At 71.9% G+C, this 26666-nt stretch carries 23 protein-coding genes; 1 reads left to right on the top strand and 22 read right to left on the bottom strand.

The annotated features are described in order from the left end of the window. Window positions 1-17 precede the first annotated feature (17 nt). Entirely contained in the window at window positions 18-1382 is a 1365-nt protein-coding gene (locus tag ACZ7OY_RS10080; RefSeq protein WP_471910958.1) for an MFS transporter, read from the bottom strand. Window positions 1383-1438: 56 nt separating this feature from the next. Between ACZ7OY_RS10080 and ACZ7OY_RS10075 the strand changes: the two genes are divergently transcribed. After that, window positions 1439-2467: an ArsR/SmtB family transcription factor gene (locus tag ACZ7OY_RS10075; protein WP_471910957.1), complete on the top strand. Its 1029-nt coding sequence runs from the start codon at window positions 1439-1441 to the stop codon at window positions 2465-2467. A gap of 103 nt (window positions 2468-2570) precedes the next feature. Here the strand turns inward: ACZ7OY_RS10075 and ACZ7OY_RS10070 are convergent, their stop codons facing one another. The 21 genes from ACZ7OY_RS10070 to ACZ7OY_RS09970 all read right to left on the bottom strand — a co-directional run bounded on the left by ACZ7OY_RS10070 (window position 2571) and on the right by ACZ7OY_RS09970 (window position 25784). Continuing rightward, window positions 2571-3311: a sirohydrochlorin chelatase gene (locus tag ACZ7OY_RS10070; protein WP_471910956.1), complete on the bottom strand. Its 741-nt coding sequence runs from the start codon at window positions 3309-3311 to the stop codon at window positions 2571-2573. 5 nt (window positions 3312-3316) lie between these two features. Then, the gene (locus ACZ7OY_RS10065; protein WP_471910955.1) at window positions 3317-4201 is read right to left on the bottom strand and encodes an ABC transporter permease; all 885 of its coding nucleotides are present in this window, start codon (window positions 4199-4201) and stop codon (window positions 3317-3319) included. Next, complete coding sequence (locus ACZ7OY_RS10060) at window positions 4188-4991, bottom strand: ABC transporter ATP-binding protein (protein ID WP_471910954.1); 804 nt, start codon at window positions 4989-4991, stop codon at window positions 4188-4190. The genes ACZ7OY_RS10065 and ACZ7OY_RS10060 overlap by 14 nt, the downstream gene beginning before the upstream one ends. Before the next feature lie 12 nt (window positions 4992-5003). Beyond that, the gene (locus tag ACZ7OY_RS10055; protein WP_471910953.1) at window positions 5004-6149 is read right to left on the bottom strand and encodes an aliphatic sulfonate ABC transporter substrate-binding protein; all 1146 of its coding nucleotides are present in this window, start codon (window positions 6147-6149) and stop codon (window positions 5004-5006) included. Between the two features lie 234 nt (window positions 6150-6383). Further along, window positions 6384-7718, bottom strand: a complete 1335-nt coding sequence (locus tag ACZ7OY_RS10050) for a sulfate adenylyltransferase subunit 1 (protein ID WP_471910952.1) — start codon at window positions 7716-7718, stop codon at window positions 6384-6386. A gap of 2 nt (window positions 7719-7720) precedes the next feature. Further along, window positions 7721-8665 (bottom strand): sulfate adenylyltransferase subunit CysD, encoded by a 945-nt coding sequence (cysD, locus tag ACZ7OY_RS10045; RefSeq protein ID WP_471910951.1) that lies wholly within the window; start codon window positions 8663-8665, stop codon window positions 7721-7723. Further along, window positions 8662-9222 carry an adenylyl-sulfate kinase gene (gene cysC, locus ACZ7OY_RS10040; RefSeq protein WP_471910950.1) on the bottom strand — a complete coding sequence of 187 codons (561 nt, stop codon included), beginning with the start codon at window positions 9220-9222 and terminating at the stop codon, window positions 8662-8664. Before cysC ends, cysD begins: the two co-directional genes overlap by 4 nt. A 2-nt stretch (window positions 9223-9224) precedes the next feature. After that, complete coding sequence (locus ACZ7OY_RS10035; protein ID WP_471910949.1) at window positions 9225-9935, bottom strand: phosphoadenylyl-sulfate reductase; 711 nt, start codon at window positions 9933-9935, stop codon at window positions 9225-9227. Then, on the bottom strand, window positions 9932-10114 hold the full coding sequence (locus ACZ7OY_RS10030; protein ID WP_471910948.1) for a hypothetical protein: 183 nt from the start codon (window positions 10112-10114) through the stop codon (window positions 9932-9934). Before ACZ7OY_RS10030 ends, ACZ7OY_RS10035 begins: the two co-directional genes overlap by 4 nt. A gap of 28 nt (window positions 10115-10142) precedes the next feature. Continuing rightward, on the bottom strand, window positions 10143-11840 hold the full coding sequence (locus ACZ7OY_RS10025; RefSeq protein ID WP_471910947.1) for a nitrite/sulfite reductase: 1698 nt from the start codon (window positions 11838-11840) through the stop codon (window positions 10143-10145). Between the two features lie 125 nt (window positions 11841-11965). Beyond that, complete coding sequence (locus ACZ7OY_RS10020) at window positions 11966-12049, bottom strand: putative leader peptide (protein WP_309500612.1); 84 nt, start codon at window positions 12047-12049, stop codon at window positions 11966-11968. Window positions 12050-12176: 127 nt separating this feature from the next. Beyond that, window positions 12177-12749, bottom strand: a complete 573-nt coding sequence (locus tag ACZ7OY_RS10015) for a GNAT family N-acetyltransferase (RefSeq protein WP_471910946.1) — start codon at window positions 12747-12749, stop codon at window positions 12177-12179. 17 nt (window positions 12750-12766) lie between these two features. Next, window positions 12767-14059, bottom strand: coding sequence for a hypothetical protein (locus tag ACZ7OY_RS10010; RefSeq protein WP_471910945.1), 1293 nt, complete (start codon window positions 14057-14059; stop codon window positions 12767-12769). Between the two features lie 189 nt (window positions 14060-14248). Next, the gene (locus ACZ7OY_RS10005; RefSeq protein WP_471911207.1) at window positions 14249-15517 is read right to left on the bottom strand and encodes a GAF domain-containing protein; all 1269 of its coding nucleotides are present in this window, start codon (window positions 15515-15517) and stop codon (window positions 14249-14251) included. Between the two features lie 331 nt (window positions 15518-15848). Then, the gene (locus ACZ7OY_RS10000) at window positions 15849-17483 is read right to left on the bottom strand and encodes an acyl-CoA dehydrogenase family protein (protein WP_471910944.1); all 1635 of its coding nucleotides are present in this window, start codon (window positions 17481-17483) and stop codon (window positions 15849-15851) included. 111 nt (window positions 17484-17594) lie between these two features. Next, window positions 17595-18569, bottom strand: coding sequence for a 2,3-diaminopropionate biosynthesis protein SbnA (sbnA, locus tag ACZ7OY_RS09995; protein WP_471910943.1), 975 nt, complete (start codon window positions 18567-18569; stop codon window positions 17595-17597). A gap of 34 nt (window positions 18570-18603) precedes the next feature. After that, window positions 18604-19647, bottom strand: a complete 1044-nt coding sequence (gene sbnB, locus ACZ7OY_RS09990; RefSeq protein WP_471910942.1) for a 2,3-diaminopropionate biosynthesis protein SbnB — start codon at window positions 19645-19647, stop codon at window positions 18604-18606. Then, a complete protein-coding gene (locus ACZ7OY_RS09985) occupies window positions 19644-20657 on the bottom strand; it encodes a TauD/TfdA family dioxygenase (RefSeq protein ID WP_471910941.1) in 1014 nt (337 codons plus the stop codon). Before ACZ7OY_RS09985 ends, sbnB begins: the two co-directional genes overlap by 4 nt. 77 nt (window positions 20658-20734) lie before the next feature. Then, window positions 20735-23083 (bottom strand): non-ribosomal peptide synthetase, encoded by a 2349-nt coding sequence (locus tag ACZ7OY_RS09980; RefSeq protein WP_471910940.1) that lies wholly within the window; start codon window positions 23081-23083, stop codon window positions 20735-20737. Between the two features lie 23 nt (window positions 23084-23106). Next, window positions 23107-25521: a Pls/PosA family non-ribosomal peptide synthetase gene (locus ACZ7OY_RS09975; protein WP_471911206.1), complete on the bottom strand. Its 2415-nt coding sequence runs from the start codon at window positions 25519-25521 to the stop codon at window positions 23107-23109. An 83-nt stretch (window positions 25522-25604) separates the two neighbouring features. Next, entirely contained in the window at window positions 25605-25784 is a 180-nt protein-coding gene (locus tag ACZ7OY_RS09970; RefSeq protein WP_471910939.1) for a hypothetical protein, read from the bottom strand. Window positions 25785-26666 lie beyond the last annotated feature (882 nt).

Raw genomic sequence — 26666 nt, 5'->3', positions numbered from 1 at the left:
CCGCGAAGGATGCCGGGTCAGGCGGCCTCGCCCCGCCAGTCCCCGTCCCGCTGGGCCCACCGCACCGCGGGAGCCACCGCCAGGCCCACCACCGCGAACAGCACGCCCAGCACCGCCCAGCCCGCACTGCCGTACCGGATCGCGGTCACCGTCACCAGAGCCGGTCCCGCCATCATCCCGGCGGACATACCCGCGCCGAAGACACCCTGGTACACGCCGTGCGCGCGGGCGTCGGCGAGTTCGTAGCCGAGGGTCCAGCCGCCCGCCGCGGACAGCACCTCGGCGAAGACCTGCACCACCGCGCCGACGGTCAGCGCGAGCACCGCCCACACGGGGGAGAGGCCCGCGGAGAGCGCGTACACCGCGCAGGCCACGGCGAGCAGCAGTCCGGCCCGGCCCATCGCCCGAACCGCGGAGGGGACCCGGGAGACGCGGCGGGCGATCCGCACCTGCAACAGCGCGACCAGGGCACAGTTCACGATCATCAGCAGCGCGGCCGTCCAGCGCGGTGCCTCGGTCCGCTGCACGATCCACAGGGGCAGACCGACCTCGGAGAGCGTGTACTGCACGACCAGCACGGAGTTGAGCACGGTCACCGCCAGGAACGGCAGGTCCCGCACCGCACGCCAGCGGTCGGCGGCCGGAGCGTCGGCCGTGACCTGAACGCGGTCGATCGCGTGCGGGGCGAGCGGCAGCCGGCGAACCATCAGCGCTGGTGCCGCGAACGACAGCGCGTTCACCAGAATGACCGTCATGTACGCGCCGCGTGTGTCGAGTTGGAGGGCGATCGCACCGAACACGCCACCTACGCCCATGCCCACGTTCGTGACCATGCGCAGATACGCCCGTGCCTCCACCCGGGTCGGCGCGGGCAGCACGTCCGCGTACAGCGCGCCCTGCACACCGCGGCTCGCCACCTGGAGTCCGGTCGCGCAGACCACCGCGACGAGGAAGCCGACGTACGAGTGAACCAGGACGTAGGCGGCCGTCGCGCACCCGGTGCCGCCCCACAGCAGCGACCCCACCTGCCGGGCGCCCCACCGGTCCGCGGCCCGTCCGGCGGGGATCCCGGCCGCCACGCCGACCAGCCCCGCGACCGTCATGCCGAGTCCGACGGAGGTCGCGTCCAGACCCACGATGCGGGTGAAGTACAGAACACCGAGCGGGAAGTAGAGCCCGTTGCCCAGGGAGTTGAAGGCGGTCAGGACCGTTGCCCGGCGCAGCACGGGATCGGCGGGCAGCAGTCCGGCGGCTCGGGTGACGGGCCGGGGCGGCACACCGGACACCGGGCCGGCCGGCGAGGAGCCGCCGCCCCGGCCGGAGGCGGAGTCGGGCTCGGAGGAGGGTTCCGAGGAAGGTTCGGAGGCCGATGTCGTGGTCATGAAGACAGCCAACCCGGCCGGGGACCGGCACCGACAATGATTTAGCGTGGCACTCAATGATCGAGTTTCGCTTCGCCGTCGGCGACCTCGCCACCACCTCCTTCGCGTACTCGCCCCTCCAGGAGGCGGTGTTATCGCTGCGCTGCCTGCACGACCCCGCGCGCTATCCCCACCACCGGCCGTGGCTGCGCCGTATCCGCCCCGGCCTGGAGAGCCTCGACCGCGAGATGCTCACCGCGCTCGTCGCTCCCTGGCTGTGGGTGCCGGACTTCCTCACCCCGCGCCCGGCCCACGCCCGCCAGGTCTTCGCCGACGAGCTGGACCTGCTGCGTGCCACCCCGTCGGAGACAGTCGTCGCCGGCTTCCACGCCGCCTACCGGACCCCGGAGGCGCTCCCGCGCGTTCTCGTCCGGGGGCTCACCGATCCCGCAGCCCTCCTCGTCCGGCTCACGGACGCCCTCGACGCCTACTGGCACACCTGCCTCGCCGCCGACTGGTGGCCGCGGGTGCAGAGCATCCTGGAGGCCGACCTCGCCCACCGGGGGCGTGTGCTGGCCGAGCAGGGCGCCGGTGCGCTGCTGTCGGGACTCGACGAGCGGCTTTCCTGGACGGGCAGCCGTCTGCTGCTGTCCACCCGGGACTTCACGGCGCGCACCCCGTGGAGCGACGTCAGCATCGACGGGCGTGGACTGGTCCTGGTGCCGACGATGTTCGCCCGCGGCGCCCAGCAGCTGATCGACCCCGCACGGCCCCCGGTGCTGATGTATCCGGCACGCGGCCGGGCCACCCTCTCCGAGGGTCCGCCCCCGGTCGCCGACGACGCCCTGGCGCGCCTCCTGGGACGCCCCCGTGCCCGTCTGCTGCGCCTGCTGACCGAGCCGGCCTCGACCACCGAACTGGCCCACCGTCTGGACGTCACCCCGGGAGCGGTCAGCCAGCACCTTGCCGTCCTTCATGCGGCGGGCCTCCTCGGCCGCACCCGCAGCGGCCGCAGCGTCCGGTACGCGCGCACCCGGCTCGGCGACGACCTGTGCCGTCAGGACCCGTCACCCGACGAGGAGTCCCGCCCTCGGCCACGGGCATGAGGTGCGCCGCAGGGCCGGGAGACGGGCCGCGCCCAGGGCCACCGGGAGGAGCCGGGCCCTCGGGTGCCGGGACGAGCCGGGCACCCGGCCCCGGGTGGACGCGTCACGCGCCCAGGGCCGCCAGGGCGGGTCTGCGGGCCGCGTCGTAGCGCTCCAGCAGCAGCCGCGCCACCTCCGGAGCCGGGCCGAGCACCTCGGCGAGGACGTCCGCCTCGGCGGCGCCCCGCGCGATGCGGTCCGGCAGGAAGCCGGGCGCCAGGACGTAGGGCGCGACGGCCACCCGCTCGCAGCCCAGGTCGCGCAGTTCCCGTACCGCGTCCTCCGTGCGGGGGAGGGAGGCGGAGGCGAACGCGGGCCGCACGGCGCACCAACCGGTGTGCCGCCACTCCCGCGCGATGTCTGCGATCACCGCGATCGCCTCCGGGTCGGTGGACCCCGCCGAGGCCAGTACGACCCCGGTCGAGGACTTGTCGGCGGGCGTCAGCCCCGCCTCGTACAGCCGCCGCTCCAGCGCGGAGAGCAGCAGCGGCGACGGGCCGAGCACCTCCGCCTGCCGGATCCGCAGCCGCGCCGGCGCGTCGCCGAGCACGGCGGGGATGTCCGCCTTCGCATGGAACGCCCGCGTCAGCAGCAGCGGCAGGGCCACGACGTCACGGACGCCCTCGGCCGCCAGGGACCCCAGCACGCCCTGCACGGAGGGCACGTTGAAGTCCAGGAAGCCGGTCTCCACCCGGACGTCCGGGCGCAGCGAGCACACCCGCCGTACGAGGGCGTGCACCGTCGCGGCGTGCCGCGGGTCGCGGCTGCCGTGGGCGATGACGAGGAGAACCGGCTTGCCGTACACGGGCGTCAGCCCTTCACCAGCAGGCCGCGGCTGCGCAGCACCCACCGCTCCAGCGGACTGAAGATCAGCAGGTCGATCGCGATGCCGACGAACAGGATGAGCAGGATGGCGAGGAACACCTGCGCCATGCTGCTGTTGGTGCGGGCCACCTCCAGCAGCTGGCCGAGGCCCACGCCCAGGTCGGGCGCCTGCACGATGATCTCGGCGGCCATCAGCGAGCGCCAGGAGAACGCCCACCCCTGCTTCAGTCCCGCGACATAGCCGGGCAGCGCGGCCGGCATGACGATGTGCCAGGTGCCGCGCAGGCCGGTCGCCCCCAGCGTGCGGCCCGCGCGCAGGAACAGCGGCGGCACCTGGTCGACGCCGGAGACCAGACCGTTGGCGATCGACGGCACCGCGCCGAGCAGGATCACCGCGTACATCATCGACGGCTGGAGGCCCAGCCAGATCACCGCGGGCGGCACCCAGGCCACCGAGGGCAGCGACTGCAGGCCGGACAGGGTCGGGCCGATCGCCGCCCGCACGAACTTCACCCGGGCCACGAGCAGGCCGAGCGGGGTGCCGATGAGCAGGGCGAGCGCGAAGCCGAGCAGGCCCCGCGAGACGCTCGTCCAGATGTAGCCGAGCAGGGTGCCCTTGAGCCAGGCGTCCTGGACCTCGGCCCAGACGGCGCCCGGGGAGGGCAGCTTCGAGGGGTCGTCGACGATCTTCAGGGTGATCAGGCCCTGCCAGATCACCACGACCACGGCTATCGCGACGACCGGCGGCAGGACCTTCTCGCGCAGGGTCCGCCGCAGCGGCGGCCGGCCGGTCACCGAGCTCTCCAGCGCGTCGAGACCCGCCTCGACGCTCCCGGCCGCCTCCGTCGTCCTCGTCTCAGTGCTGGCCATGACGGCGGATCTCCCCACGCAGTACTTCGGTGATCTCAAGAGACAGTTCCGCCACGGGGGCGTCCTCGATCCGGCGCGGTTGCGGGATGCCGACCGTCCACTCCCGGGCCACCCGTCCCGGACGGGAGGACAGCAGCACCACGCGCTGCGCGAGCCGGACCGCCTCGCGCACGTTGTGCGTGACGAACAGGACGGACAGCCCGGTCTCCGCCCAGATCCGGGTCAGCTCGTCGTGCAGCACGTCCCGGGTGATGGCGTCGAGCGCCGCGAACGGCTCGTCCATCAGCAGCAGATTGCTCTCCTGCGCCAGCGCGCGGGCCAGTGCCACCCGCTGGCGCATACCGCCGGACAGCTCGTGCACCCGCTTGCCGTACGCGCCCTTCAGCCGGACCAGTTCGAGCAGCTCCTCGGTCCTGCCGCGGCGCTCGCTCTTGGCGACTCCCCTGAGTTTCAGGGCGAGTTCGATGTTCTTGCCCGCGGTCAGCCACGGGAACAGGGCGTGCTCCTGGAACATCAGGGCGGGCCGGCCGTCCGTCGCGATGGAGCCGACGGTCGGCCGGTCGAGTCCGGCCACCAGGTTCAGCAGCGTGGACTTGCCACAGCCCGAGGCCCCCAGGAGGGTGACGAACTCGCCGGGCGCGACATCGAGGCTGATGTCGTCCAGGACGAGCTGCTGTCCGCCCGGACCGGCGAAGGACTTCGAGACATGCTCGATGCGTGCCGCGTACTCCACCGATACGGCGGCCTTGGCGAAGGTCGTGGCCATGGTCGTCACCTCCTGGGAACTCATCGGGTACGGGGCTTACTTCGCGCCGAGGCCGGCGTCGTCGACGGCGGCGGCGCCCTCGGCCTCGAGGACCTTGTCGAGGAGCGTGAGGTCGTAGATGCCGTTCAGGTCGGGCTTCTCCAGCAGGCCGGCCTTGACCGCGTGCCGCGCCTCGGTGTCGAGGGTGGCGGCCAGCGGGTCGTCGGTGAACCGGATCGACTTCCAGGCCGGGTCGATCACCGCGGCCGGCAGCGCCTTGCCGGAGTCGGCCTCCAGCTGCTCGTTCGCCGCGGCCTTCGCCTCGTCCGGGTTGGCGTTGATCCACTTGTTGGCCTCGACGGAGGCCCGCAGCACCGCCTCCACGGCCTTCGGGTGCTGCTCGAGGAACTCCTGCCGCACGACGATGTTCGTGATCACGAACTTCTTGTCCGGCCACAGGTCGGCCTCGTCGAGCAGCACCTTGGCGCCCTCGGCGACCAGCTTGGACGCGGTCGGCTCCGGCACCCACGCGCCGTCGATGGAACCGGACTTGTAGGCGTCCGGGGTGATCTTGTTGTCGGTGCGGACCACCGAGACGTCGCCCTTGCCGCTCTCCGCGTCGACCTTCCAGCCCTGTTCGGCGATCCAGTTCAGGAACGCCACGTCCTGGGTGTTGCCGAGCTGGGGGGTCGCGATCTTCTTGCCCTTGACGTCCTTCAGGGACTTGATCCTGTCCGGGTCGACCACGAGCTTCACCCCGCCGGAGGCCGAACCCCCGATGATGCGCAGGCCCTTGCCCGCGGACCTGGTGTAGCCGTTGATCGCCGGGGACGGGCCGATCCAGCCGATGTCGATCGAGCCGGAGTTCAGCGCCTCGATCTCGGACGGGCCCGCGTTGAAGACCTGGTACCTGGCCGCGGTGGCGCCGAGTTCCTTCTGGAAGTAGCCCTTCCGAACCCCCACCAGCGCGGTGCCGTGGGTGAGGTTGCCGAAGTAGCCGATCTTCACGGAGTCGAGGCCGTCGATCTTCTCGGCCCCGGCCGCGACCTGCTGGTCGGCGGGCCGGTCCGCGGCCTTCGAACCGTAGCCGCACGCGGCGAGCGCCAGCAGGGGAAGGACGGCGGCGACGGCCGCGCCGCGGCGCAGGGCGGCGGGAGCGCCCGCTTTCGGGCGGAGCCGGGAAGGGGCGAGCTTGGCAGGCACGGGAGGATGTCCTCTTGTTGGCCCGGCGGTCACGTCACTCAGGTCGTGGCCGGGAGGTCGGCAGACGGTCTTCGTCGCTTCCGGGACGGAGGGTGGGGCGACTGGGCGCGCAGGCGGTGCGCGTACGTCAGCGCGCACATCGCGCTACTCCGCCCTCGCCGCTGCCGAGGGCGCCGCTGCCGACACGGCCGCCCTCCTTCGCGAACGTCGCGTAGTAATCCGGGGTGTTCATGGTCAGAAGTCCCAACCGTCGTCTTCCGACGCGTCCTTGACCGGGTCCGGGGCGGCGAACGACTCACCGACCATGCCCGCGGTGAGCGTGGTGCCGTCGCTCGGGTCGATCAGGATGAACGAGCCGGTGCGGCGCGAGTCCGCGTAGGAGTCGACCGGCAGCGGCTCGGCGGTACGGATCTTCACCCGGCCGATGTCGTTGGCGAGCAGCTGTCCCGGGTGCGGGTGCAGGGACAGGTCGTCGAGCGTGAGCCGGGACGGTATGTCCTTCACCAGGGCCTTGACCGTGCGGGTGCCGTGCTTGAGCAGGACCCGGTGCCCGACGGTCAGCGGCTGGTCGGCCACGTGGCAGACGGTCGCCTCGATGTCCTGGGTGGTGGGCGGCGCGTCCTTGCTCGGCACGAGCAGGTCGCCGCGCGAGATGTCGATGTCGTCCTCCAGCAGGACGGTCACCGACTGCGTCGTCCAGGCCACGTCCACCGGCACACCGAGCAGGTCGATGCCGGAGATCCTGGTCGAGCGGCCGGACGGCAGCACCGTCACCGCCTCGCCGACGCGGAACGAACCGGCCGCGATCTGGCCCGCGTATCCCCGGTAGTCGGGGTGCTCGGCGGTCTGCGGCCGGATCACGTACTGGACGGGAAGGCGTGCGTGGCAGTGCGCCAGGTCGTGGCTGACCGGGACCGTCTCCAGGTGCTCCAGCACCGTCGGGCCGCCGTACCAGTCCATGTTCGCGGACGGCTCGACCACGTTGTCCCCGGCGAGCGCCGAGATCGGGATCGCGGTGACCTCGGGGACGCCCAGCTCGGTCGCGTACGCCGTGAACTCCTCGGCGATCGCGGCGAACACGGACTCCTCGTAGCCGACGAGGTCCATCTTGTTCACCGCGAGGACCGCGTGCGGCACGCGGAGCAGGGCGGCGATCGCGGCGTGCCGGCGGGTCTGCTCGACGACGCCGTTGCGGGCGTCGACGAGGATGACGGTCAGCTCCGCGGTGGAGGCGCCGGTGACCATGTTGCGGGTGTACTGCACATGGCCGGGGGTGTCGGCGAGGATGAAGCGGCGCCGGGGCGTGGCGAAGTAGCGGTAGGCCACGTCGATGGTGATGCCCTGCTCGCGTTCGGCGCGCAGCCCGTCGGTGAGCAGTGCGAGGTCCGGGCCCTCCTGGCCGCGGCCGGCCGAGGCGCGCTCCACGGCCTCCAGCTGGTCGGTGAGGACCGACTTCGAGTCGTGCAGGAGCCGGCCGACGAGGGTGGACTTGCCGTCGTCGACGGAGCCGGCGGTGGCGAACCGCAGCAGGGTGGTGGCCGAGAGCTCCTCGGTCGTGGTGGTGCTCATGTCTAGAAGTACCCCTCGCGCTTGCGGTCTTCCATCGCGGCCTCGGAGAGCTTGTCGTCGGCGCGGGTGGCGCCGCGTTCGGTGAGCCGGGACGCGGCGATCTCGGTGATGACCTGCTCCAGCGTGACGGCGGCGGAGTCGACCGCGCCGGTGCAGGACATGTCACCGACGGTGCGGTAGCGCACCTGGCGCTTCTCCACCGTCTCGCCGTCCTTCGGGCCGCCCCACTCGCCGGCGGTCAGCCACATCCCGCTGCGGCTGAACACCTCGCGCTCGTGCGCGAAGTAGATCTGCGGGAGTTCGATGTCCTCCCGGGCGATGTACTGCCACACGTCCAGCTCGGTCCAGTTGGACAGCGGGAAGACGCGGACGTGCTCGCCGGGTGCGTGCCGGCCGTTGTAGAGGTTCCACAGCTCGGGGCGCTGGCGGCGGGGGTCCCACTGGGAGAACTCGTCGCGCAGGGAGAACACGCGTTCCTTGGCGCGGGCCTTCTCCTCGTCGCGGCGGCCGCCGCCGAAGACCGCGTCGAACCGCTCGCTCTGGATCTTCTCGGTGAGCGGGAGGGTCTGCAGGGGGTTGCGGGTGCCGTCGGGGCGCTCCTTGAGCACTCCGCGGTCGATGTAGTCCTGCACCGAGGCCACGTGCAGCCGCAGCCCGTGCCGGGCCACCGCGCGGTCGCGGTACTCCAGCACCTCGGGGAAGTTGTGGCCCGTGTCGACGTGCAGCAGGGAGAACGGCACCGTGGCCGGGGCGAACGCCTTCAGCGCCAGGTGCAGCATGACGATGGAGTCCTTGCCGCCGGAGAAGAGGATCACCGGCCGCTCGAACTCGCCCGCCACCTCGCGGAAGATGTGCACCGCCTCGGACTCCAGCGCGTCCAGATGGCTGAGGGCGTACGGGCCTGCGGTGCCCTCCTCGCCCCCCTTGAGCTCGGCAGCGGTCGTCATGCCAGTCCCCTCTCGCTGAGCAGGGCGTACACCGACGCCGCGGACTCCTGCACGGTCTGGTTCTGGGACTCGATCCGGAGATCGGGCGACTCGGGCGCCTCGTACGGGTCGTCGACACCGGTGAGCCCGGAGAGCTCGCCCGCGGCCTGCTTGGCGTACAGGCCCTTCACGTCGCGGACCGAGCACACCTCGACCGGGGTCGCGACATGCACCTCCAGGTACGCCGCCCCGCTCTGCTGGTGACGCTTGCGCACCGCGTCCCGGCTGTCCGCGTACGGCGCGATCACCGGAACCAGCGTCTTGACGCCGTTACGGGCGAGCAGTTCGGCGAGGAAGCCGATGCGCTGCACATTGGTGTGCCGGTCCTCGCGGCTGAAGCCGAGGCCCGCCGAGATGAACTCCCGGATCTCGTCGCCGTCGAGGACCTCGACGAGGTGGCCCTCCGCCCGCAGCCGGTCGGCGAGTTCGTACGCGATGGTGGTCTTGCCGGCGCTCGGCAGACCCGTGAGCCAGACGGTGGCTCCGGTCGTCACGTGTGTCTCCTGAATCTGTGTCATGGTCAGCCGTGCAGCCCGCACTCGGTCTTGGCGCGTCCGGCCCAGCGGCCGGCGCGTGCGTCCTCGCCCTCCAGGACACGACGGGTGCAGGGGGCGCAGCCGACGGAGGCGTAGCCGTCCATCAGCAACGGGTTGGTCAGTACGCCGTGTTCGGCGACGTAGGCGTCGACGTCGTCCTGGTTCCAGCGGGCGATGGGGGAGATCTTGACCTTCTGCCGCTTCTCGTCCCAGCCGACGACCGGGGTGTTCGCCCGGGTCGGGGACTCGTCGCGGCGCAGGCCGGTCGCCCAGGCCTGATATTCCGTCAGGCCCGCTTCCAGCGGCTGGACTTTGCGGAGCCTGCAGCACAGGTCGGGGTCGCGGTCGTGCAGTTTCGGCCCGTACTGCGCGTCCTGCTCGGCGACCGTCTGGCGCGGGGTGAGGGTGATGACGTCGACGTCCATCACGGCCTCGACCGCGTCCCGGGTGCCGATGGTCTCCGGGAAGTGGTAGCCGGTGTCGAGGAAGACCACGGCCACGCCCTTCTTCACACGGGACGCGAGGTGTGCGACCACCGCGTCCTCCATGGAGGAGGTGACGCAGAAGCGGTCGCCGAAGGTGTCCACCGCCCACCGGAGGATCTCCAGTGCGGGGGCGTCCTCCAGGTCGCGGCCCGCCTGCTCGGCCAGGGCCCTGAGCTCGGCCGCCGTGCGCGTCTGCCGAGTGGTCGTCATGTCCTGTCTTCCCCTTCGGCGTTGGAGTCGTGAAGGCCCCGGGCCAGCAGCCCGAGGAACTTCAGCTGGAATGCGCGGTTGCACGACGCGCACTCCCAGGCGCCGTGACCGGCCTCGTTCGGACGCAGGTCCTCGTCGCCGCAGTAGGGGCAGTAGAAGGGGGCTGCGCGCTCACTCATCGGACGTCCTCTGTCTCGCTCGCCGCGCTCATGACAGCGAGGTCTCGTCGGCGCGGGCGGCCCAGGCGGCGAACCGTTCGCCGTCCTTGCGCTCGGCCTGGAAACGCTTCAGCACGCGCTCGACGTAGTCGGGCAGTTCCTGTGCGGTGACCTTCAGGCCGCGGACCTTGCGGCCGAAGCCGGACTCCAGGCCGAGGGCGCCGCCGAGGTGCACCTGGTAGCCCTCGACCTGTTCGCCGTCGGCGTCGACGACGAGCTGGCCCTTGAGACCGATGTCCGCCACCTGGATACGGGCGCAGGCGTTCGGGCAGCCGTTGAGGTTGATGGTGATCGGCTCGTCGAACTCCGGGATACGGCGCTCCAGTTCGTCGATGAGCGAGGCGCCGCGGGCCTTGGTCTCGACGATGGCGAGCTTGCAGTACTCGATGCCGGTGCAGGCCATGGTGCCGCGCCGGAACGGGGAGGGCTGGGCGGTCAGGTCCAGCGCCTGGAGGCCCTCGACCAGCGAGTCGACCCGGTCGCCCTCGACGTCGAGGATGATCATCTTCTGCTCGACGGTGGTACGCACCCGGCCCGAGCCGTGCGCCTCGGCGAGCTCGGCGATCTTCGTCAGGGTCGTGCCGTCCACCCGGCCGACGCGCGGTGCGAAGCCGACGTAGAAGCGGCCGTCCTTCTGGCGGTGCACCCCGACGTGGTCGCGCCAGCGGGCGGCCGGCTCGGCCGGGGCGGGACCGTCGGTCAGTTCGCGCCGGAGGTACTCGTCCTCCAGCACCCGGCGGAACTTCTCCGCGCCCCAGTCGGCGACCAGGAACTTCAGCCGGGCGCGGTTGCGCAGCCGGCGGTAGCCGTAGTCGCGGAAGATCGAGATGACGCCCTCGTAGACGTCGGGGACCTCGTCCAGCGGCACCCACGCGCCGAGCCGGACGCCGAGCTTCGGGTTGGTCGACAGACCGCCGCCGACCCACAGGTCGAAGCCGGGGCCGTGCTCGGGGTGGTGCACGCCGACGAACGCGACGTCGTTGATCTCGTGCGCCACGTCCAGCAACGGCGAGCCGGAGACGGCGGACTTGAACTTGCGGGGCAGGTTGGAGAAGTCCTTGTTGCCGATGATCCGGCGGTGGATCTCCTCGACGGCCGGGGTGCCGTCGATGATCTCGTCCGCGGCGATGCCGGCCACGGGTGAGCCGAGGATGACGCGGGGGGTGTCACCGCAGGCCTCGGTGGTGGACAGGCCGACCGCCTCCAGGCGGTTCCAGATCTCCGGCACGTCCTCGATCCGGATCCAGTGGTACTGGATGTTCTGCCGGTCGGTGATGTCCGCGGTACCGCGGGCGAACTCCTGCGAGACCTCACCGATCACCCGCAGCTGCTGCGTGGTCAGCCGGCCTCCGTCGATGCGCACGCGCAGCATGAAGTACGAGTCGTCCAGCTCCTCCGGCGCCAGGACCGCGGTCTTGCCGCCGTCGATCCCGGGCTTGCGCTGGGTGTACAGCCCCCACCAACGCATCCGGCCGCGCAGGTCGTTGGGGTCGATGGAGTCGAACCCTCGCTTGGAGTAGATCGTCTCAATGCGTGTCCGCACATTGAGACCGTCGTCGTCCTTCTTGAACTGCTCGTTGCCGTTGAGCGGGGTGAAGTGCCCCGCGGCCCACTGACCCTCGCCGCGGTGACGGCTCACCTTGCGGCGGGGCGCGGCGGCAGCAGGGTTCTGCGGGGTGGCGGCCATGGTTCTACGTCCTTCAAGACAGGCGGAAAGCGGCTCTGACCAGTGCGTTCGGGCGCACGGAAGCGTTTGGTGCGCGGCTCTGCGCAGGGAAAGACCAAAGCGGGAAACTGCGGCGCTGCGGCTCGTCAGCCCGCCGGACAGATGGCGCTGGACATGCGGCCGAGGTCGACGTGCCGCCGACTCACCAAGGCAATTCCAGTTCCAGACATGACGGAAGCGTGTCACGGCGTTCTGGACACAGTCCAGCTTCGTCCGTCATGCGGACACCCTGGTCCCACATCGTGGAACCAGGGTGTCGTCGGTCACATGCTGTGCGCGCTGTCTTGTCAGCGCAGGTCAGGCGGGATGGGCGCCCGGCCAGGGGCCCGGCGAGGTCACCTCGGGCTGCTCATCGACCTTGGTGTCGAACAGCTTGAAGCCCCGGCGCAGATAGTTGTCCATGGCGTGTTCGCCGTCCAGGCTGCAGGTGTGCAGCCACACCCGCTTGGTCTCCGGCAGCCCCGGCCAGCGCTCGGCGAGGTCCCAGGCGCGGGCGGCGCCGTACGCCAGCAGGTGTCCGCCGATCCGGCGGCCGCGGAAGGCCTGGATCAGCCCGAAGTAGACGATCTCCACGACCCCGTCGTCCTGCGGCTCCAGCTCCACGTAGCCGGCCGGTGTGCCGTGGTCGTAGGCGACCCAGGTCTCCACGCCCGGCCGGTCCAGGTGCTCGCGCCAGCGCGCGTACGGCCAGCCGAGCCGGTCGATCCAGCGGATGTCCCCGCCGACCGAGGCGTACAGAAAGCGGCTGAACTCCGGCGAGGGAACCTCCGCGCGCAGGATCCGCACGTCGCCCTCGGGCGCGGAGGCGGGCAGGACGTCGGTCGGCGCGGTCTGCTCCAGGGACCAGGTGGTCACGGGGATGTTCGTCATACCGGACAGGGAATCATCTAGTCCAGGGATCTGTCGATCGAGGTCAGGGGCAGTGCGAACAGCATCCGGCCGGACTGGGACCAGACCTCGCCGGTCTCCTGCCAGTAGGACAGCGACTCCGTCCGCGGGCTCCAGCAGGTGCGTCCGCCCTCGGATCCGCACCGGGTGGCCCGCGCGCCGTCGGTGTCCTGCCGCCACAGGCCGCCGGGCCCGTCGCCGTCGTCGGCCGCGCGGCTGAGATACCAGTGCGCGCCCAGTGACAGCACGCCCCGGACCTCGGAGATCTTCGTCCGGTAGGCCTCGGCCGCGGGTACGCGGCCCGCGGCGTCGGCGGCGAGCAGCCCCGAGCGCCCGGGGGCCGTGCTGAAGGAGTAGCGCCACAGACGGGCCTGTCCCGGGTCGTCGTCGGAGGTCCACTCGCCGGCCACCAGACTGTCCGGCACCGTGCTGCGGTCCAGCGAGATCGCGCCGGGGCGCGGGGTGCCATCTGCGCCGCCGAGCCGGTAGGAGCCGACGGCCGGCAGCACGTACCGGCAGCCGTGCGCCGACCAGCCGCCCGGCACCCGGCCGACCGTCTCCGCCTCGACCGTGGCGCGCTGGACGCGGTTCATGTCGTAGACGTACAGCGCGGCCCGGTCGCCGTCGTCGGCGGTGACCAGCAGTTTGTCCTCGTACCAGACCATGCCCGAGACATGGGAGGTGAGCCCCCGGTAGTCACGGCCGCCGTCGACCGGGACGGCGAGGAGGACCCAGGTGTAGCTGAGGTGGTCCAGGTCGTCGGCGTCCACGAAGGCGACCCGGGCCGGTCCGCGCTCGCCGACCGCGCCACCGGGGCCCGTCCAGCCGGAGAGGATCACGCGGTGCGCACCCCAGCGGCCGTCGTCGTCGGCGTCGCCGGAGGTGGTGACCGCGCCGGGCCGCCAGCCGTCGGTGTCCGCCGCGTTCCAGCAGTACGCGCGGGTGGCCGCCGGTGCGACGGGCAGCGCCTGCTTCTCGTCGGACGTGCAGTCGGCCGCGCCGCGCAGGGTGTGGTCGGCCCCGGCGAGGACGGCGGTGACGCCGACCGGCCGGCCCATCCCGTCGGCGAGCCGGCGCAGGTCGGCGGACGGCACCAGGTTCTCCGTCAGGCGCAGCCGGGCCGTCTCGGCCGTCGAGGTGAGCGGCTTGAGCGCCCCGGGGTCGTCGGCGACCGTGGCCTGCGAGGCGCTGATCATGGTGGCCGCGGCGGTGAGCGCGAGGGCCGCTCCGGACAGGAACGCGCGCAGCGCCCGCCCTCGCCTGCGTCGGCGGTGCCTGCCACGTTGCTTCATCAGACCTCCCGAGGCGGACCAACTGCGCCTGTCGACCGGTACGTTGAGCGAGGAGCAGGTGGGGTGGCCCGTGCAAGGGATGCTACGACAGCCGGACACTGCCGGGGACGAAGACCTCGCAAATATGCGGAAGACACCTGCGGACGCGGCATATGCGGTAAGGCCGTAACGCGTCCCAGTGTGGCGCCACTAGGTCAGGGCGGCCGACTCCCGGGCCTTCGTCACCGCCGGTGCGGTGGAGTGCGGCAGCAGGTCACGCGGGTCGCCGGGCAGCAGGACCTCCACGGCCGCGTCCTCACAGAAACGATACGGCCGGTGCTCCAGAAACCCTCCGAAGTACCTCCGCACCCGCGACATCTCGGCCCGGACGGTCACCGTGCGCGCCGGGTCGCCGAACATGTCGGCCGCCAGGCCCGCCGCACTGCGCCCCGAGCGGTGCACGGCCAGCAGATAGAGCAACTCGGCATGGCGGGGACTCAGTTCATGGGTCCAGGAACCCGCGCTGCCGGACACCGTCACCGTCCAGCCGCGCGGCCGCCCCAGATCCAGCACGATCCGGGTGGCCGCCCGCGGCTCCGGCTCCGCGGCCGGCCGCACCAGCCAGCCGCCGGCCAGGGGTTCCACCGCGCTCAGCCCGAGCGCCGGGAACCACCGGCGGCCCGCCGCCAAGGACTTGGGCAGGGCGATCCGGCTCGTGTACGGCATCCCCGTCACGGCCGCGGTCCAGCCGTCCCGGTCCACCACCACGGCCCGGTCGCCGAGCCGCGCCAGCACCGGTGCCGCCACCGCGCGCAACTGCTCCAGCGAGTTCTGGTGCAGCTCGCGCAGCCGGGACTCGGCGAGCTTGGCCACCGTGTCGACCCAGGAGAGCGTGGCCGGATGCATCGTCTCCAGCGGGCCGCTGAGGTCCACCACCCCCAGCAGCCGGCCGTCGCGCGGATCGGAGATCGGCGCCCCCGTACAGGTCCAGCTGGTCTGACTGCGGACGAAGTGCTCACCGGCGAACACCTGCACGGGACGGCGTACCACCGCCGGGGTGCCCACCCCGTTGGTGCCGACCACGTCCTCGCGCCAGTCCGCGCCCAGCTCGAACCCGAGTTCGTCGGCCTTGCGCAGCACCGGCGAGCAGCCCTCGCGCCACAGCACCCGGCCCTCCGCGTCGGCGATCACCATGATGTGCCGGGTGACGTCCGCGAACTGCAGCAGTCCCTCGCGCAGCACCGGCAGGACGTGCCGCAGCGGTGACTCCTCGCGCCGCCGCTGCACCTCGTCGGCGCCGAGCAGACCGGATCTGAAGTCGTGCTCGGGGTCGACCCCGCTGCGCACCATGCGCCGCCAGGACTGCTCGATCACCGGCCGGGGAGCGATCGGCGCGCGCTTCCCGGCGAGAGCGGCCTCGCGCATGTCGCTGAGCATCCGCGCGGCACGATGTGCGTCGACGGAGGCGAGTTGCGTCATGTTCTTCGGCGAGTACGCCACTGGGCCCCCCGGGAAACTCCTACGACCACCGGAAAAGTCAAGCCCCGCGGCCGACGGTTTCCGGTCCTGTTCCGCCGGTTCGGGCGGTGCGTCACATCATGCCGCCCGAAGGCGACGGAGGGGCTGACTCCGGACACACCGGCCCGCAAGTTGCAACCCCCTGCAACCCTGGTGCACCTCCATGCTTTGTTCGAAACTTGACGCACGCCGTCCCGAGCGGCGTTCCTGGCCTCGCAGGGCCAACCTCGCGGGGGTGGTGCCGTGTCGGCGCAGCACCACCCCCGCGGTCATACGCTGCCGGACCCGCAGGTCAGCCGAGCGGCCGCGCGCGTTCCACCACCGCCGCCAGGTCCAGGGTGGACGGCAGGGTCCCGAAGGCCGCGCCCCAGTCGCCGCCCAGCCGGGAGGCACAGAACAGGTCCGCGACCTCGGCCGGCGCGTACTGCACGAGCAGCGCCCCCTGGAGCACCAGCGCCAGCCGTTCCGCGAGCCGCCGGGCCCGGCCCTCGATGCCCTCCAGATCGGCGAGTTCGGTCAGCAGGTCCTTGATCGCCCGGTCCAGCCGGTGATCGGCGCCGCGCGCCCGCCCGACCTCCTGGAGGTAGGCGTGCAGCGCCTGCGGCTCCCGCTGCAGCGCCCGCAGCACGTCCAGCGCCTGGACGTTGCCCGCGCCCTCCCAGACCGAGTTCAGCGGCGATTCGCGCACCAGCCGGGGCAGGCCCGACTCCTCGACGTACCCGTTGCCGCCCAGGCACTCGGCGGCCTCCACCGCCACCGGCGCACACCGCTTGGTCACCCAGAACTTCGCCGCCGGCACCGCGATCCGCAACAGCGCCCGCTCCTGCTCGCCCCCGTCGTCGCAGGCGGCCGCCAGACGCAGCGCCAGCGTGGTCGCCGCCTCCGACTCCAGCGCGAGATCGGCCAGAACATTGCGCATCAGCGGTTTGTCCAGAAGCCGCCCGCCGAACGCCTCCCGGTAGGTGCAGTGGTGCACCGCCTGCGCCACGGCCTGCCGCATCAGCCCCGCCGAACCCAGCACGCAGTCCAGCCGGGTGGCCGCGACCATCTCGATGATGGTGCGCACCCCCTGTCCCTCCGCACCCACCCGACGGGCCCAGGTCCCGTCGAACTCGACCTCGGACGAGGCGTTCGACCGGTTGCCCAGCTTGTCCTTGAGCCGCTGGAGCAGGAACACGTTGCGGGTGCCGTCCGCCAGCACCCGCGGCACGAGAAAGCAGGTCAGACCCTCGGGAGCCTGCGCCAGGACCAGGAACCCGTCCGACATCGGCGCCGAGCAGAACCACTTGTGCCCGGTCAGCGCATAGGTGCCGGCCTCGGCGAGCGGCACCGCGGCCGTCGTGTTGGCCCGGACGTCACTGCCGCCCTGCTTCTCGGTCATGCCCATCCCGAACAGCGCGCCCGCCTTCTGTCCGGCGGGCCGCAGTGTCCGGTCGTACAGCGTGGACGTCAGCCGCGGCTCCCACTCGGCGGCGAGCGCCGGATCGTGGCGCAGGGCCGGGACGGCCGCGTGCGTCATCGACAGCGGGCAGCCGGTCCCGGCGTCGACCTGCGTCCACACCAGGAAACCGGCCGCGCGTCGCACATGCCCGCCCGGCCGCGTCCACGCCCCGGTCAGGCCCGCAGCGACACCCTTGCCGAGCAGCCGGTGCCAGGCCGGGTGGAAGTCGACCTCGTCGATCCGGTTGCCGTAGCGGTCGTGGGTGCGCAGCCGCGGCGGGTTCGTGTCGGCCTGCACCCCCCACTCCTGGACCTGCGCCGACCCGGCGGACCGGCCCAGCGACGCGAGTTCGTCGCGTGCCTCGTCGAGCACCGCCGGGTCGACGTGCCGTTCGACCGCCTCGGCCAGCGCCCGGTCGGCCGAGTAGACGTCGTACCCGGTCAGGGGCGGGGGCTGATTGGTCACGGAGTGCGTCCTGCCTGCCATACCCCGGAACCTACCGCCCGCCCCGCCGGCCCGGACCGCCGAGACACGGCAGTCCGGGCCGGGCAGGCAGGGCAGGCGGGGCGGGCGGGGCGGGCGGCGTTCCGGTCCCGGTCAGCCCAGCCGGGACAGCGCGGTCTCCAACGGGTCCTCCGTCAGCGCCTCCTCCGGCCAGCCAGGGCAGTACACCGTGTCCAGATAGCGTTCACCGAGGTCGGGGGCGATACCGACGGCCGTGAGACCGGGGCGGCCGTGCTGCGCCAGCCACTGTCCGGCGCCACTGACGACCGTGCCGGTGGAGCCGCCGAACAGGAAACCCCGCGCGGCCAGCCGACGGCAGGTGCGCACGGTGTCCCGCTCCTCGACCCGGACCACGTCGTCGACGTACGACGTGTCGAGCAGCGGCGGCTGTACGCTCGCGCCCAGGCCCGGAATCATCCGGCGGGCCGGGGCGCCGCCGAAGGTCACCGAACCGACACTGTCCACGGCGACCACCCGCACCCGCCGCCGCCACTGCCAGAACCAGCGCGCACAGCCCATCAGCGTGCCGGTGGTGCCGGCGCCGACGAACAGCACGTCCAGGTCGGGGAAGCGACGGGCGATGGCGGGCGCGGTGGTGCGGTAGTGCGCCCGCCAGTTGCCCGGGTTGGTGTACTGGTTGAGCCACACATACCGCTCGTCCGAGGCGCACAGCGCCCGCACGTACGCGATCCGGGCGCCCAGCAGGCCGTTCACCGGGTCGGGCTCCCGGATCACATGGACCCGGCTGCCGAGCGTCTCCATCAGCCGGATGGTCGGCTGGTTGCACCGCGCGTCGGTCACGCACAGGAACCCGTAGCCCCGGCTCGCGGCGATCACGCTCAGTGCCACGCCCAGGTTCCCGGACGACGACTCGACCAGGACCGAGCCCGGCCGCAGGACGCCGGCGCGCTCGGCGGCGTCCACCATCTCGCGCGCGGCCTTCAGCTTGACGGACCCGGCGAAGTTGAAGCCCTCGCACTTGAGGTAGAGCGGAAGCTCCAGCGCGGCCCGCAGGTCGACGTAGAGCTCCTCCTCGTTGAACTCCGAGGGATCGGAGATGACGGGCATGTTGTCCCCCTGTTCCCGCTGCATGCCCCGCCGGTCATCCGTGCCGGCGCAGTTCGTGGAAGAAACCGTCGACGACGCGCAGTTCGCCCAGCCGGACCATCTCGTCGTGGACGAACCGGCCGACCGCGAGGTCGAGCACGCCCAGCCCGAACGGCGAGAAGACCACCGTCCGGTCCGCCGGGACCTCCGCCCGCCCGGTCAGCACGTCGTGCAGCGTGCCGTCGAGGAACTCCCGGCTCCCCGTGAGGCGTTCGACCAGATGCGGTGAGGTGTCGGCCTTCAGACAGTGCTCGACGTCGTCGACGAAGTTGGCCGAGGCGAGCAGGATCCGCGGATCCAGATCGCGCAGCGACACATGCAGCACCAGCGGATGGTGCGCGAACCAGGCCAGGTCGTGGACGTGCGGCTGAGCCGCCACGGTGGCGAAGACCAGCAGATCGCTCGACCGGACCAGGGACTCCGCGCTGTCGTGCACGGTGATCCGGCCCTTCGTCCCCGACCGTTCCAGATAGCCGCGGAAACCCGCCGCGCTGTCCGCGGACAGGTCGTGCACCCCCGTCTCCTCGAACTCCCAGCCCGTCGCCGTGAGATGGGTGTGCACATAGCGGGCGATCAGCCCGGTGCCGACGAAGCCGACCCGCGCCGGACGCGGCCGGGACCTGCTCAGCCGGTCCGCGGCCAGTGCCGCCGAGGCCGCCGTGCGCGTGGCGCTGATGACCGAACTCTCCAGGCAGGCGTACGGATAGCCGGTCACGGGGTCGTTGAGGATCAGCACCGCGGACGCGCGCGGCAGCCCCGAGCGGGTGTTCTCCGGGAAGCTGGAGATCCACTTCAGCCCGTCGACCCGCTGTGGGCCGCCGAGCGAGGCAGGCAGCGCGATGATCCGCGCCGACGGGCGGTCCTCGAAGCGCAGGAAGTACGAGGGCGGGTTCACCGACTCGCCCTCCCCGTGCAGTCGGTAGACCTCCTCCACCAGCCGCCCGACCTCGGGCTCCCGTCCGTGCAGGGCCCGTTGGACCTGCTCTCCGGAGATGACCGCGAACTCCGGCGCGTCGATCCGGTCCGGTGTCGTCGTCATACCGTTCCCACCTCGTTCTCCATCGCGGTCGGCGCGTGGCCGACCGGCCGGACCGGGTCGCCGAGCGCGGCGAGCACCTCGCGCGGTCCGGTGAAGGGCTCCCTGCCGTGCGCCGTGCGGATGTTGTCGACCAGCAGCAGATCGCCGGACTGCCACGGCTCGCGCACGGTGTGGGCCTCGTACACCTCGTTGATGCAGCGCACGACATCCTCACCGACCGGGTCCCCGCCCCCGAACCGGGTGCTGAAGGGCAGCCCCTCGGGGCCGTAGACGTCGATCAGGTACTCGCGTACCTCGGGCTCCATCGTCCACTCGCTCAGGAACGAGATCTGGTTGAACCAGCAGCGTCTGCCGTCCGCCGGATGCGTGAGCACGGCGCCGCGCCGCTGCCGGGTGCGCAGCGCGCCGTCGTCCTGCCAGGCGAACTCGATGCCGTGCGCCCGGCAGTAGCGCTCGACCGTGGCCCGGTCGTCGGTGCCGAACGCCTCGGCGACCGACGCCCCCAGTTCGTCGTGGTAGGTCCGGGCCAGCGTCCAGCCCTCCTTCTCGAACCGCTCGGTCAGCTCGGCGGGCAGCGCCTGAAGAACCGCCGCGGCGTCGGCCAGCGGGGTCGCGCCGCCCTCGGCCGGCGCCTCCAGGCACGCGAACAGCAGCAGGCCAGGGAACTCGTCGGCGTAGCTCAACTCGTGGTGCAGGCACATCTGCTGGTTCGGCGGCCACTTGGTGGAGGAGTACACGCCGTCCCCGTACGTCCGGCGCGGCGCGAACGGCTCCCGGTCCTGCATCAACGTGTCGGTCAGCCGCCGGAAGACGGCCGCGCAGGTGTCCGGGTCGCCCAGGCCGAGACCGCGCACCAGCACGCGTCCCTGCCCGGCGACGACCGCCCGCAGCGCGTCACAGTGTGCCTCCGCCCAGGCGACCGGGTCGCCGCCGGGGTCGGCGTGCAGCAGCGGCGGACTGCCCGGGGCCTGCGACAGGCCCGGCAGGACGAGGGGAGATGAGGACGTCATCTCGTGGTTCCTTTCGGTGGTGCGAATGAGCGGTTGTGCGGGGGTGGACAGGGGGCGCGGCGGGCGGTCACCGCTGCTCACGCCGTGGGGCCGAGCAGGACCGCCAGATCCGCGAGGACCGGATGGCGGGTCACGTCCTTGAGGGTGACCGCCCGGTCCAGCGCGATCACCAGCCGTACCGCGGCCAGCGAGGTGCCGCCGCGGTCGAAGAAGTCGTCCAGACGGCCGATCCGGTCGGCGGGGATGCCGAGCACCTGCGACCAGGCGGTGGCCATCCGGTGCTCGTCCGGGGTGTCGGGGCCGCCCTCGACCGTGCCGAGCTGCTCGGCGAGCACGCCCAGCGTCCGGCGGTCGATCTTGCCGTTCGCCGTCAGCGGCAGCCGCTCCCGCCAGTGGACGGCCGAGGGGACCATGTAGGCGGGCAGCGACGCGGCCAGCCGCTCCCGGACGGCCCGCGCCTCGACCGGCGACGCACCGGTGCAGAACGCCACCAGGCGGGTACCCCGGACGACCACCACCGCGCCGTCGCGGACCCCGGGCACCCGCAGCAGCGCGCTCTCGACCTCGCCGAGCTCGATCCGGAAGCCGCGCACCTTCACCTGGCTGTCGCGCCGCCCGAGGAACTCCAGCTTCCCGTCGGGCAGCCAGCGCCCGTGGTCGCCGCTGCGGTACAGCCGCTCGCCCGGGCGGTACGGGTCCGCGGTGAACGCGGCGGCGGTGCGCTCGGGATCGTTGACGTACCCCCGTCCCACGCACACACCGGAGAACACGATCTCGCCGGGCGCCCCGAGCGGCACCGGCGCCAGCCCGGCGTCGACGACGTACGCGCGCACGTTCGCGATCGGCCGCCCGAGCGGGACCCGCGTCTGCTCCGGCACCGCGCGCATGACCTCGTGGTTGGTGTCGTCCGAGGTCTCCGTCAGCCCGTACGCGTTGACCAGCCGGATCCCCGGCCGCGCCGCGAACCAGCGCTGCACCAGCTCCTTCTTGACCGCCTCCCCGGTGACCGACACGCAGTGCAGGTCGGCCAGTTCGCGCGGCCGCTGCTCCAACTCGGCCAGCACCGCGTCAAGATACGACGGCACGACCTGGAGCACATGGACCCCGGCCCGCTGGAGGGTGTCCACGAACAGCGGCACGTCCAGGATCGTCTCCTGGCCGACCAGCAGTGTCCGCCCGCCGGCCACCGGCCCCGCCAGCAGTTGCCACAGCGAGATGTCGAAGCACTGCGGCGCGGTCTGCGCGACCGTCTGCCCGGCCTCGATCCCCAGGTCGTCGATCTTGGCGAGGAGATGGTTGAGGAAGCCCGCGTGCTCGCACATGGCGCCCTTGGGCTCGCCGGTGGAGCCGGACGTGAAGTAGATGTACGCGAGCTGGCCGGCGTCGACCTCGACGCCGAGGGCGCTGTCGTCGTGGACCTCGGCCCACACGGTGTCGACCAGGACGGTCCGGGCGTCCACCGCCGCCCGGTCGAGCGTGTCCGTGCTGCCCCGCTCGCCGACGACGAGTTCGCAGCCGGCCCGGGACAGGACGGCCGCGATCCGCTCGGCCGGGAAGTGCGGCTCGACGGGCAGGTAGACCCCGCCCGCCTTGAGCACCCCGAGGACGGCCGCCATCCATTCCAGGTCGCGCTCCATGACGACGGCGACCACGCCCTCCCGGCGCAGGCCCCGGGCCAGCAGCGCCCGGCCGATCCGGTTGGCGCGGGAGTCCAGCTCCCGGTACGTCCACTGCCGGTCGCCCTCGACGGCGGCGATCGCGTCCGGGTGCAGCGCCACCCGCTCCTCGAACAGCTCGTGCACCCGGCGGTCCGGCAGCTCGCGCGACGGGCCCGCCAACTCGGTGAGCTGGTAATGGAGTTCGCTCTCGGACAGCAGGCTCTGCGTGGTGTGGTCGGCCTCGGGGCCGGCGTCGATCAGGGCGAGCGCGGTGAGGTGGTAGCCGGCGATGCGCTCGGCGGCCCGGTCGTCCAGGACGTCTGTGCGATAGCGCAGCCGCAGCCGGCCGTCGTGCACGCTCACATGCAGTACGGCGTCGTCGGCGCCGTCGTGGACGCCGTACGGGTCGAGCACCGTCTCGGCCGCCGGGTCGCCGCCCGGGGCCGCGCTCTCCATCAGCGCCCGCCACGAGCCGGGACCGGCGGACAGCCGGTGGGCGACCGGCTCCTCGCCCTTCGCCGGGACGAACCGGGTCGTCACCTCGTGCTCGCCGGACAGCGCGGCGAGCACCTTGGCGTGCGCGGCCAGCAGCACGCGCTCGGACGGCACACGCTCGGACGGCACGTGCTCCGACGGCACGTGCTCCGACGGCGGCACCTGCTCGGACGGCGGCACGTGCGTGGACCGCGGCACCGGCCGGGGCAGCGGCACTTCGTAGGTCGCCACGCCCGGCACCGGGGCCGTGGTCCACCTGGGGATCGTCTCCATCGTTGTTTCCTTCTCCGTCTCCGTCACGCGCGGCGCAGGGCCGTCGCGGGATTGCCGCCCCAGTGCGCCCGCGGCGGTACTTCCTCGCCCTTCATCAGGAAGGAGTCGGGGGCGAGCACGGCGCCGTCGCCGAGCGAGACGCCGTAGTGCACGAGTGCGCCGGTGCCGAGCGTGCAGCCGGCGCCGATCGTGATGTGCTCGGACTTGAAGGTGCCGTCCTCCTGCGAGTGCGACTGCACCTTGGTGTGGGCGCCGAGCGTGCAGTCGTCGCCGATCGCGGTCAGGGTGCGCTCGGTGATGTAGCAGCCGTCGTCGAAGACACGGCGGCCGATCCGGACGCCCAGCAGCCGCCAGACGACGTTCTTGAACGGCGTTCCGTTGAACACCGCGAGGTGGTGGTCCGGCACCTTCCACAGCCGCTCGTGCCACCAGAAGTACGGGTCGTAGATCGAGCACAGCTTCGGCCGCAGCGGCCGGAACCGGCCGATCACGCGTTCCACCAGCGCCCAGTAGCCGGTGGTGAACGGCAGCGCCACGATCATGGCGGCCCCGATCAGCAGACCGCCCGCCGTGCCCTGGGGCCCGGACAGGTCGACGGCACCGAAGCCGAGCACGGTGAGCAGGCACCAGTGCAGCCAGCGCAGGAACAGGAACAGCCCCATCGTGCGCAGGTTGTGGCGGTTCTTCGCGGTCAGCCGACGGCGCAGCTCGTCGCCCTCGCGGAGGTGGTCGAAGCGGGTGTCGCGCTCCACGGTGCGCGGGATCTCGAAGGGCGGCGAGCCGAGCAGCCCCACGCCTTCGCGGATCTCGCCGTCGAGCGGGACCATCACCTTCGTCGCGAGCAGGCAGTTGTCGCCGGTGCGGCCGCCGGCCGGGTACGCGATGTGGTTGCCGAGGAAGTTGTGCGCCCCGATGACGGTGCTCGACAGACGGAAGGACGTGGCGGAGAAGTCGGCGTTGACGATCGACAGTCCGTCGGCGACCATCGTGCCGCTTCCCACGGTGGCCAGGTGGGGCGACTCGTGCGCGACCGCCGAACCGAAGTTGGAGCCGGTCTGCTCCACCTCGCCCAGGTCGTAGCCGATGGCCCGCAGATAGCCGGTGATGTACGAGCTGTCGCCGAACAGCCAGGTGAAGAAGTGGATGTTGGACAGCCGGGCGATCGCTCGCTGGACCGAGTGGTGCAGGCCGTAGAGCGGATAGGTCCGGTCCGGGCGCACCAGCGGGTGCAGCAGCCTCGGCACCAGGCACACGGTGGCGAGGCCGAGCCCGACGAAGCCCACGAAGAGCACCAGGGACAGGCCGAGCGCCTCGACGTAGAACCGGGGGTTGTCCAGGTCCTGGCTGTTCGGGTCGGTCAGCCGGTCGAGCGCGGGCACCAGGGGGAGCACCAGATAGGTACCGCCCACGGCGACGGGTACGTACACCAGGAGCAGCTGCAGGAGTCCGCCCAGACCGTAGACGGCGCGGCGCAGGGTCCCGCAGGGCGCGGACGGCACCCGGACGTAGTCGACGTCGGTGGGCTGGGCGGGCGAGCCGTGCCGGTGTTCGCCGGCCGGGACCGCGACGCCGTCGTAGAGCGCGGAGGCGTGGCCGAGCTGGGCGCCGTCGCCCATCGAGGTGCCGATGTCGAGCACGGTCTTCTCGCCGACGTACACGTCCTTGCCGAGGGTGACCGGGCCGGTCCTGATGCGCCCCGCGTGCGCCCGGTAGCAGAGGAAGAAGCTCTCTTTGCGGATCACCGTGCCGGAGCCGATGGTCAGCAGGTCGGTGCAGACCGGGACGGAGTGCGACAGGATCGTGACGCCCCGGCCGATCCGGGCGCCCAGGGCCCGCAGATACAGGACGTACAGCGGGCTGCCGGCGAACAGGACCATCGGGTTGGCGTGCAGCAGCGCCTTGACGATCCAGAACCGGACGTAGGCGAGGCCCCAGACCGGGAACTCGGTCTCCTTCCAGCGGCCGACGAGCACCCACTTGGCCACCACCGGCACGGTGCAGACCCCGGTGAACACCGCGCTGCCGAAGACCACCGAGCGCACATAGACCTCGGCCACGGAGCCGGCGTCGGAGATCCAGGAGTAGCCGCGGGCGGTGACGAGCCCGGTCAGCAGGCAGTACCCGACGAAGACCAGGAGCTGGAGGGCGCCGCACAGGACGTAGCGGACGGTGCTGCCGGGCGGGGGCGCGGGGACCTCGACCGGGGCGGGGACGTCGGCGGGCTCGTCGGCCAGTGCGGCGGCCAGTCCGCGGATCGTCGGATGGCCGTAGACGTCCTTCATGGACACCGCGGGCAGATCGGGGTGCTTGCGCACCCGGGCGCAGAACTGCGCCATGACCAGGGAGTTTGCGCCGAGATCGTCGAAGAAGTTGCTGTCGGCGGGGACGTCGTCGCGACGGACGACGCCCGCGAGGACCTCGGCGAGAGCGCTCTCCAAGCTGGTGCTGGTGCCGGTGACGGCGAGGCCTGGGTCCGGGCCGGTGCCCGGGACGGTGACGGTGCCCTTGACGGTGGGCTTGCTCACCACGTGCGCTCCTTGTTGCGGTTTGACTGGTGGTGCGGGTCGACGACGGGGGGAGTGGTCGCGGTACGCGCCCGCCGGGTCGCGGCGGTGACCACGCGTTCCAGCGGCCCCCGGTCCCGGGAGTGGCGCCACACGACGGCGAGGAGCGGTGAGGCCGCGGCCGGTACTGCGTACAACGAAGCGGGGGAGCTCCCCGATACGCCTGTGACGTCCCACCGCTGCCGGACCACGGCGGCCGGCCCGACCCGGGCCGGCCGCGGCGCGGCGGGGTTCCGGCCGTCGACCAGGGGCGGTGACGGCGCGGGCGTCAATGAGCGCGATACCGGCATGTCGGTTCTCCGGACAGGAATGACGGACGTCAGGACGGACGTCAGGACGGACGTGAGGACGGGCGTAAGCACGGAATGAAGGGCGCAATGGCGAAGGGTGGAATGGCGAAGGGCGGAATGGCGCCGGCCGGCATGCGGCGGCGCTGGGTTCCGGTGTTTGGGCGCAGAAGTGACCCGAGATGTTCGAGTGGAATTCGTTCGAAAGAATGTATGAGTGGCCGCGTGAATGTTTGGCGTGCAGAAAATGGCGTGGTGCAGCACGGCATGACCCACGTGGAACCACGCGGATCACGGGTAACGCGGCTGGATCGGGTCTTGGTCAGAGACCCCTGTTGTCCCCCGTGTCGTGTGCGCCGAGCCCTCCTCGGAGCGCGCAACGAATGCAATCAGAATTCTTTCGAGCCACTCAGGAACGGGTCAAGGGCATTTCGGTCATTGACCCGTTCGCAACGGCCATCCATTCGCCGTGCGAACCTCGGAGTTCTCTCGATCACCCGTCCCACCGGGGAACTCACCGAACGGACAGTGCAACTGCTCCGAAGGATTCCGGTTCTTTCGGACGTATAAAACCGGCCAACGCGGACATGACAGAAAAATGGTTCGATTTTACCGGTGGTTTCTTCTGGGTTGCCCATGAATTGCTGCCCGGTTGCGCGGCGCGAGGGGGCCCAGCGGCGTCGTGGTCCGGCCGGTCCGCCCGTCACACCAGGGGTGATCTCATGCGTGTGC

The organism is Streptomyces sp. NPDC107559 (assembly GCF_055657365.1).
Note: the sequence above shows the minus strand (reverse complement) of the source record. Positions and strands in the feature narration are given on the sequence as shown.

What these genes read in the sequence shown, in the direction of transcription:
- ACZ7OY_RS10080 (WP_471910958.1), bottom strand. Translation starts at nt 1,382, where the DNA reads ATGACCACGACATCGGCCTCCGAACCTTCCTCGGAACCCTCCTCCGAG.
- ACZ7OY_RS10075 (WP_471910957.1), top strand. Translation starts at nt 1,439, where the DNA reads ATGATCGAGTTTCGCTTCGCCGTCGGCGACCTCGCCACCACCTCCTTC.
- ACZ7OY_RS10065 (WP_471910955.1), bottom strand. Translation starts at nt 4,201, where the DNA reads ATGGCCAGCACTGAGACGAGGACGACGGAGGCGGCCGGGAGCGTCGAG.
- ACZ7OY_RS10060 (WP_471910954.1), bottom strand. Translation starts at nt 4,991, where the DNA reads ATGAGTTCCCAGGAGGTGACGACCATGGCCACGACCTTCGCCAAGGCC.
- ACZ7OY_RS10050 (WP_471910952.1), bottom strand. Translation starts at nt 7,718, where the DNA reads ATGAGCACCACCACGACCGAGGAGCTCTCGGCCACCACCCTGCTGCGG.
- cysD (WP_471910951.1), bottom strand. Translation starts at nt 8,665, where the DNA reads ATGACGACCGCTGCCGAGCTCAAGGGGGGCGAGGAGGGCACCGCAGGC.
- cysC (WP_471910950.1), bottom strand. Translation starts at nt 9,222, where the DNA reads ATGACACAGATTCAGGAGACACACGTGACGACCGGAGCCACCGTCTGG.
- ACZ7OY_RS10035 (WP_471910949.1), bottom strand. Translation starts at nt 9,935, where the DNA reads ATGACGACCACTCGGCAGACGCGCACGGCGGCCGAGCTCAGGGCCCTG.
- ACZ7OY_RS10030 (WP_471910948.1), bottom strand. Translation starts at nt 10,114, where the DNA reads ATGAGTGAGCGCGCAGCCCCCTTCTACTGCCCCTACTGCGGCGACGAG.
- ACZ7OY_RS10025 (WP_471910947.1), bottom strand. Translation starts at nt 11,840, where the DNA reads ATGGCCGCCACCCCGCAGAACCCTGCTGCCGCCGCGCCCCGCCGCAAG.
- ACZ7OY_RS10020 (WP_309500612.1), bottom strand. Translation starts at nt 12,049, where the DNA reads ATGTCTGGAACTGGAATTGCCTTGGTGAGTCGGCGGCACGTCGACCTC.
- ACZ7OY_RS10015 (WP_471910946.1), bottom strand. Translation starts at nt 12,749, where the DNA reads ATGACGAACATCCCCGTGACCACCTGGTCCCTGGAGCAGACCGCGCCG.
- ACZ7OY_RS10010 (WP_471910945.1), bottom strand. Translation starts at nt 14,059, where the DNA reads ATGAAGCAACGTGGCAGGCACCGCCGACGCAGGCGAGGGCGGGCGCTG.
- ACZ7OY_RS10005 (WP_471911207.1), bottom strand. Translation starts at nt 15,517, where the DNA reads ATGACGCAACTCGCCTCCGTCGACGCACATCGTGCCGCGCGGATGCTC.
- ACZ7OY_RS10000 (WP_471910944.1), bottom strand. Translation starts at nt 17,483, where the DNA reads ATGGCAGGCAGGACGCACTCCGTGACCAATCAGCCCCCGCCCCTGACC.
- sbnA (WP_471910943.1), bottom strand. Translation starts at nt 18,569, where the DNA reads ATGCCCGTCATCTCCGATCCCTCGGAGTTCAACGAGGAGGAGCTCTAC.
- sbnB (WP_471910942.1), bottom strand. Translation starts at nt 19,647, where the DNA reads ATGACGACGACACCGGACCGGATCGACGCGCCGGAGTTCGCGGTCATC.
- ACZ7OY_RS09985 (WP_471910941.1), bottom strand. Translation starts at nt 20,657, where the DNA reads ATGACGTCCTCATCTCCCCTCGTCCTGCCGGGCCTGTCGCAGGCCCCG.
- ACZ7OY_RS09980 (WP_471910940.1), bottom strand. Translation starts at nt 23,083, where the DNA reads ATGGAGACGATCCCCAGGTGGACCACGGCCCCGGTGCCGGGCGTGGCG.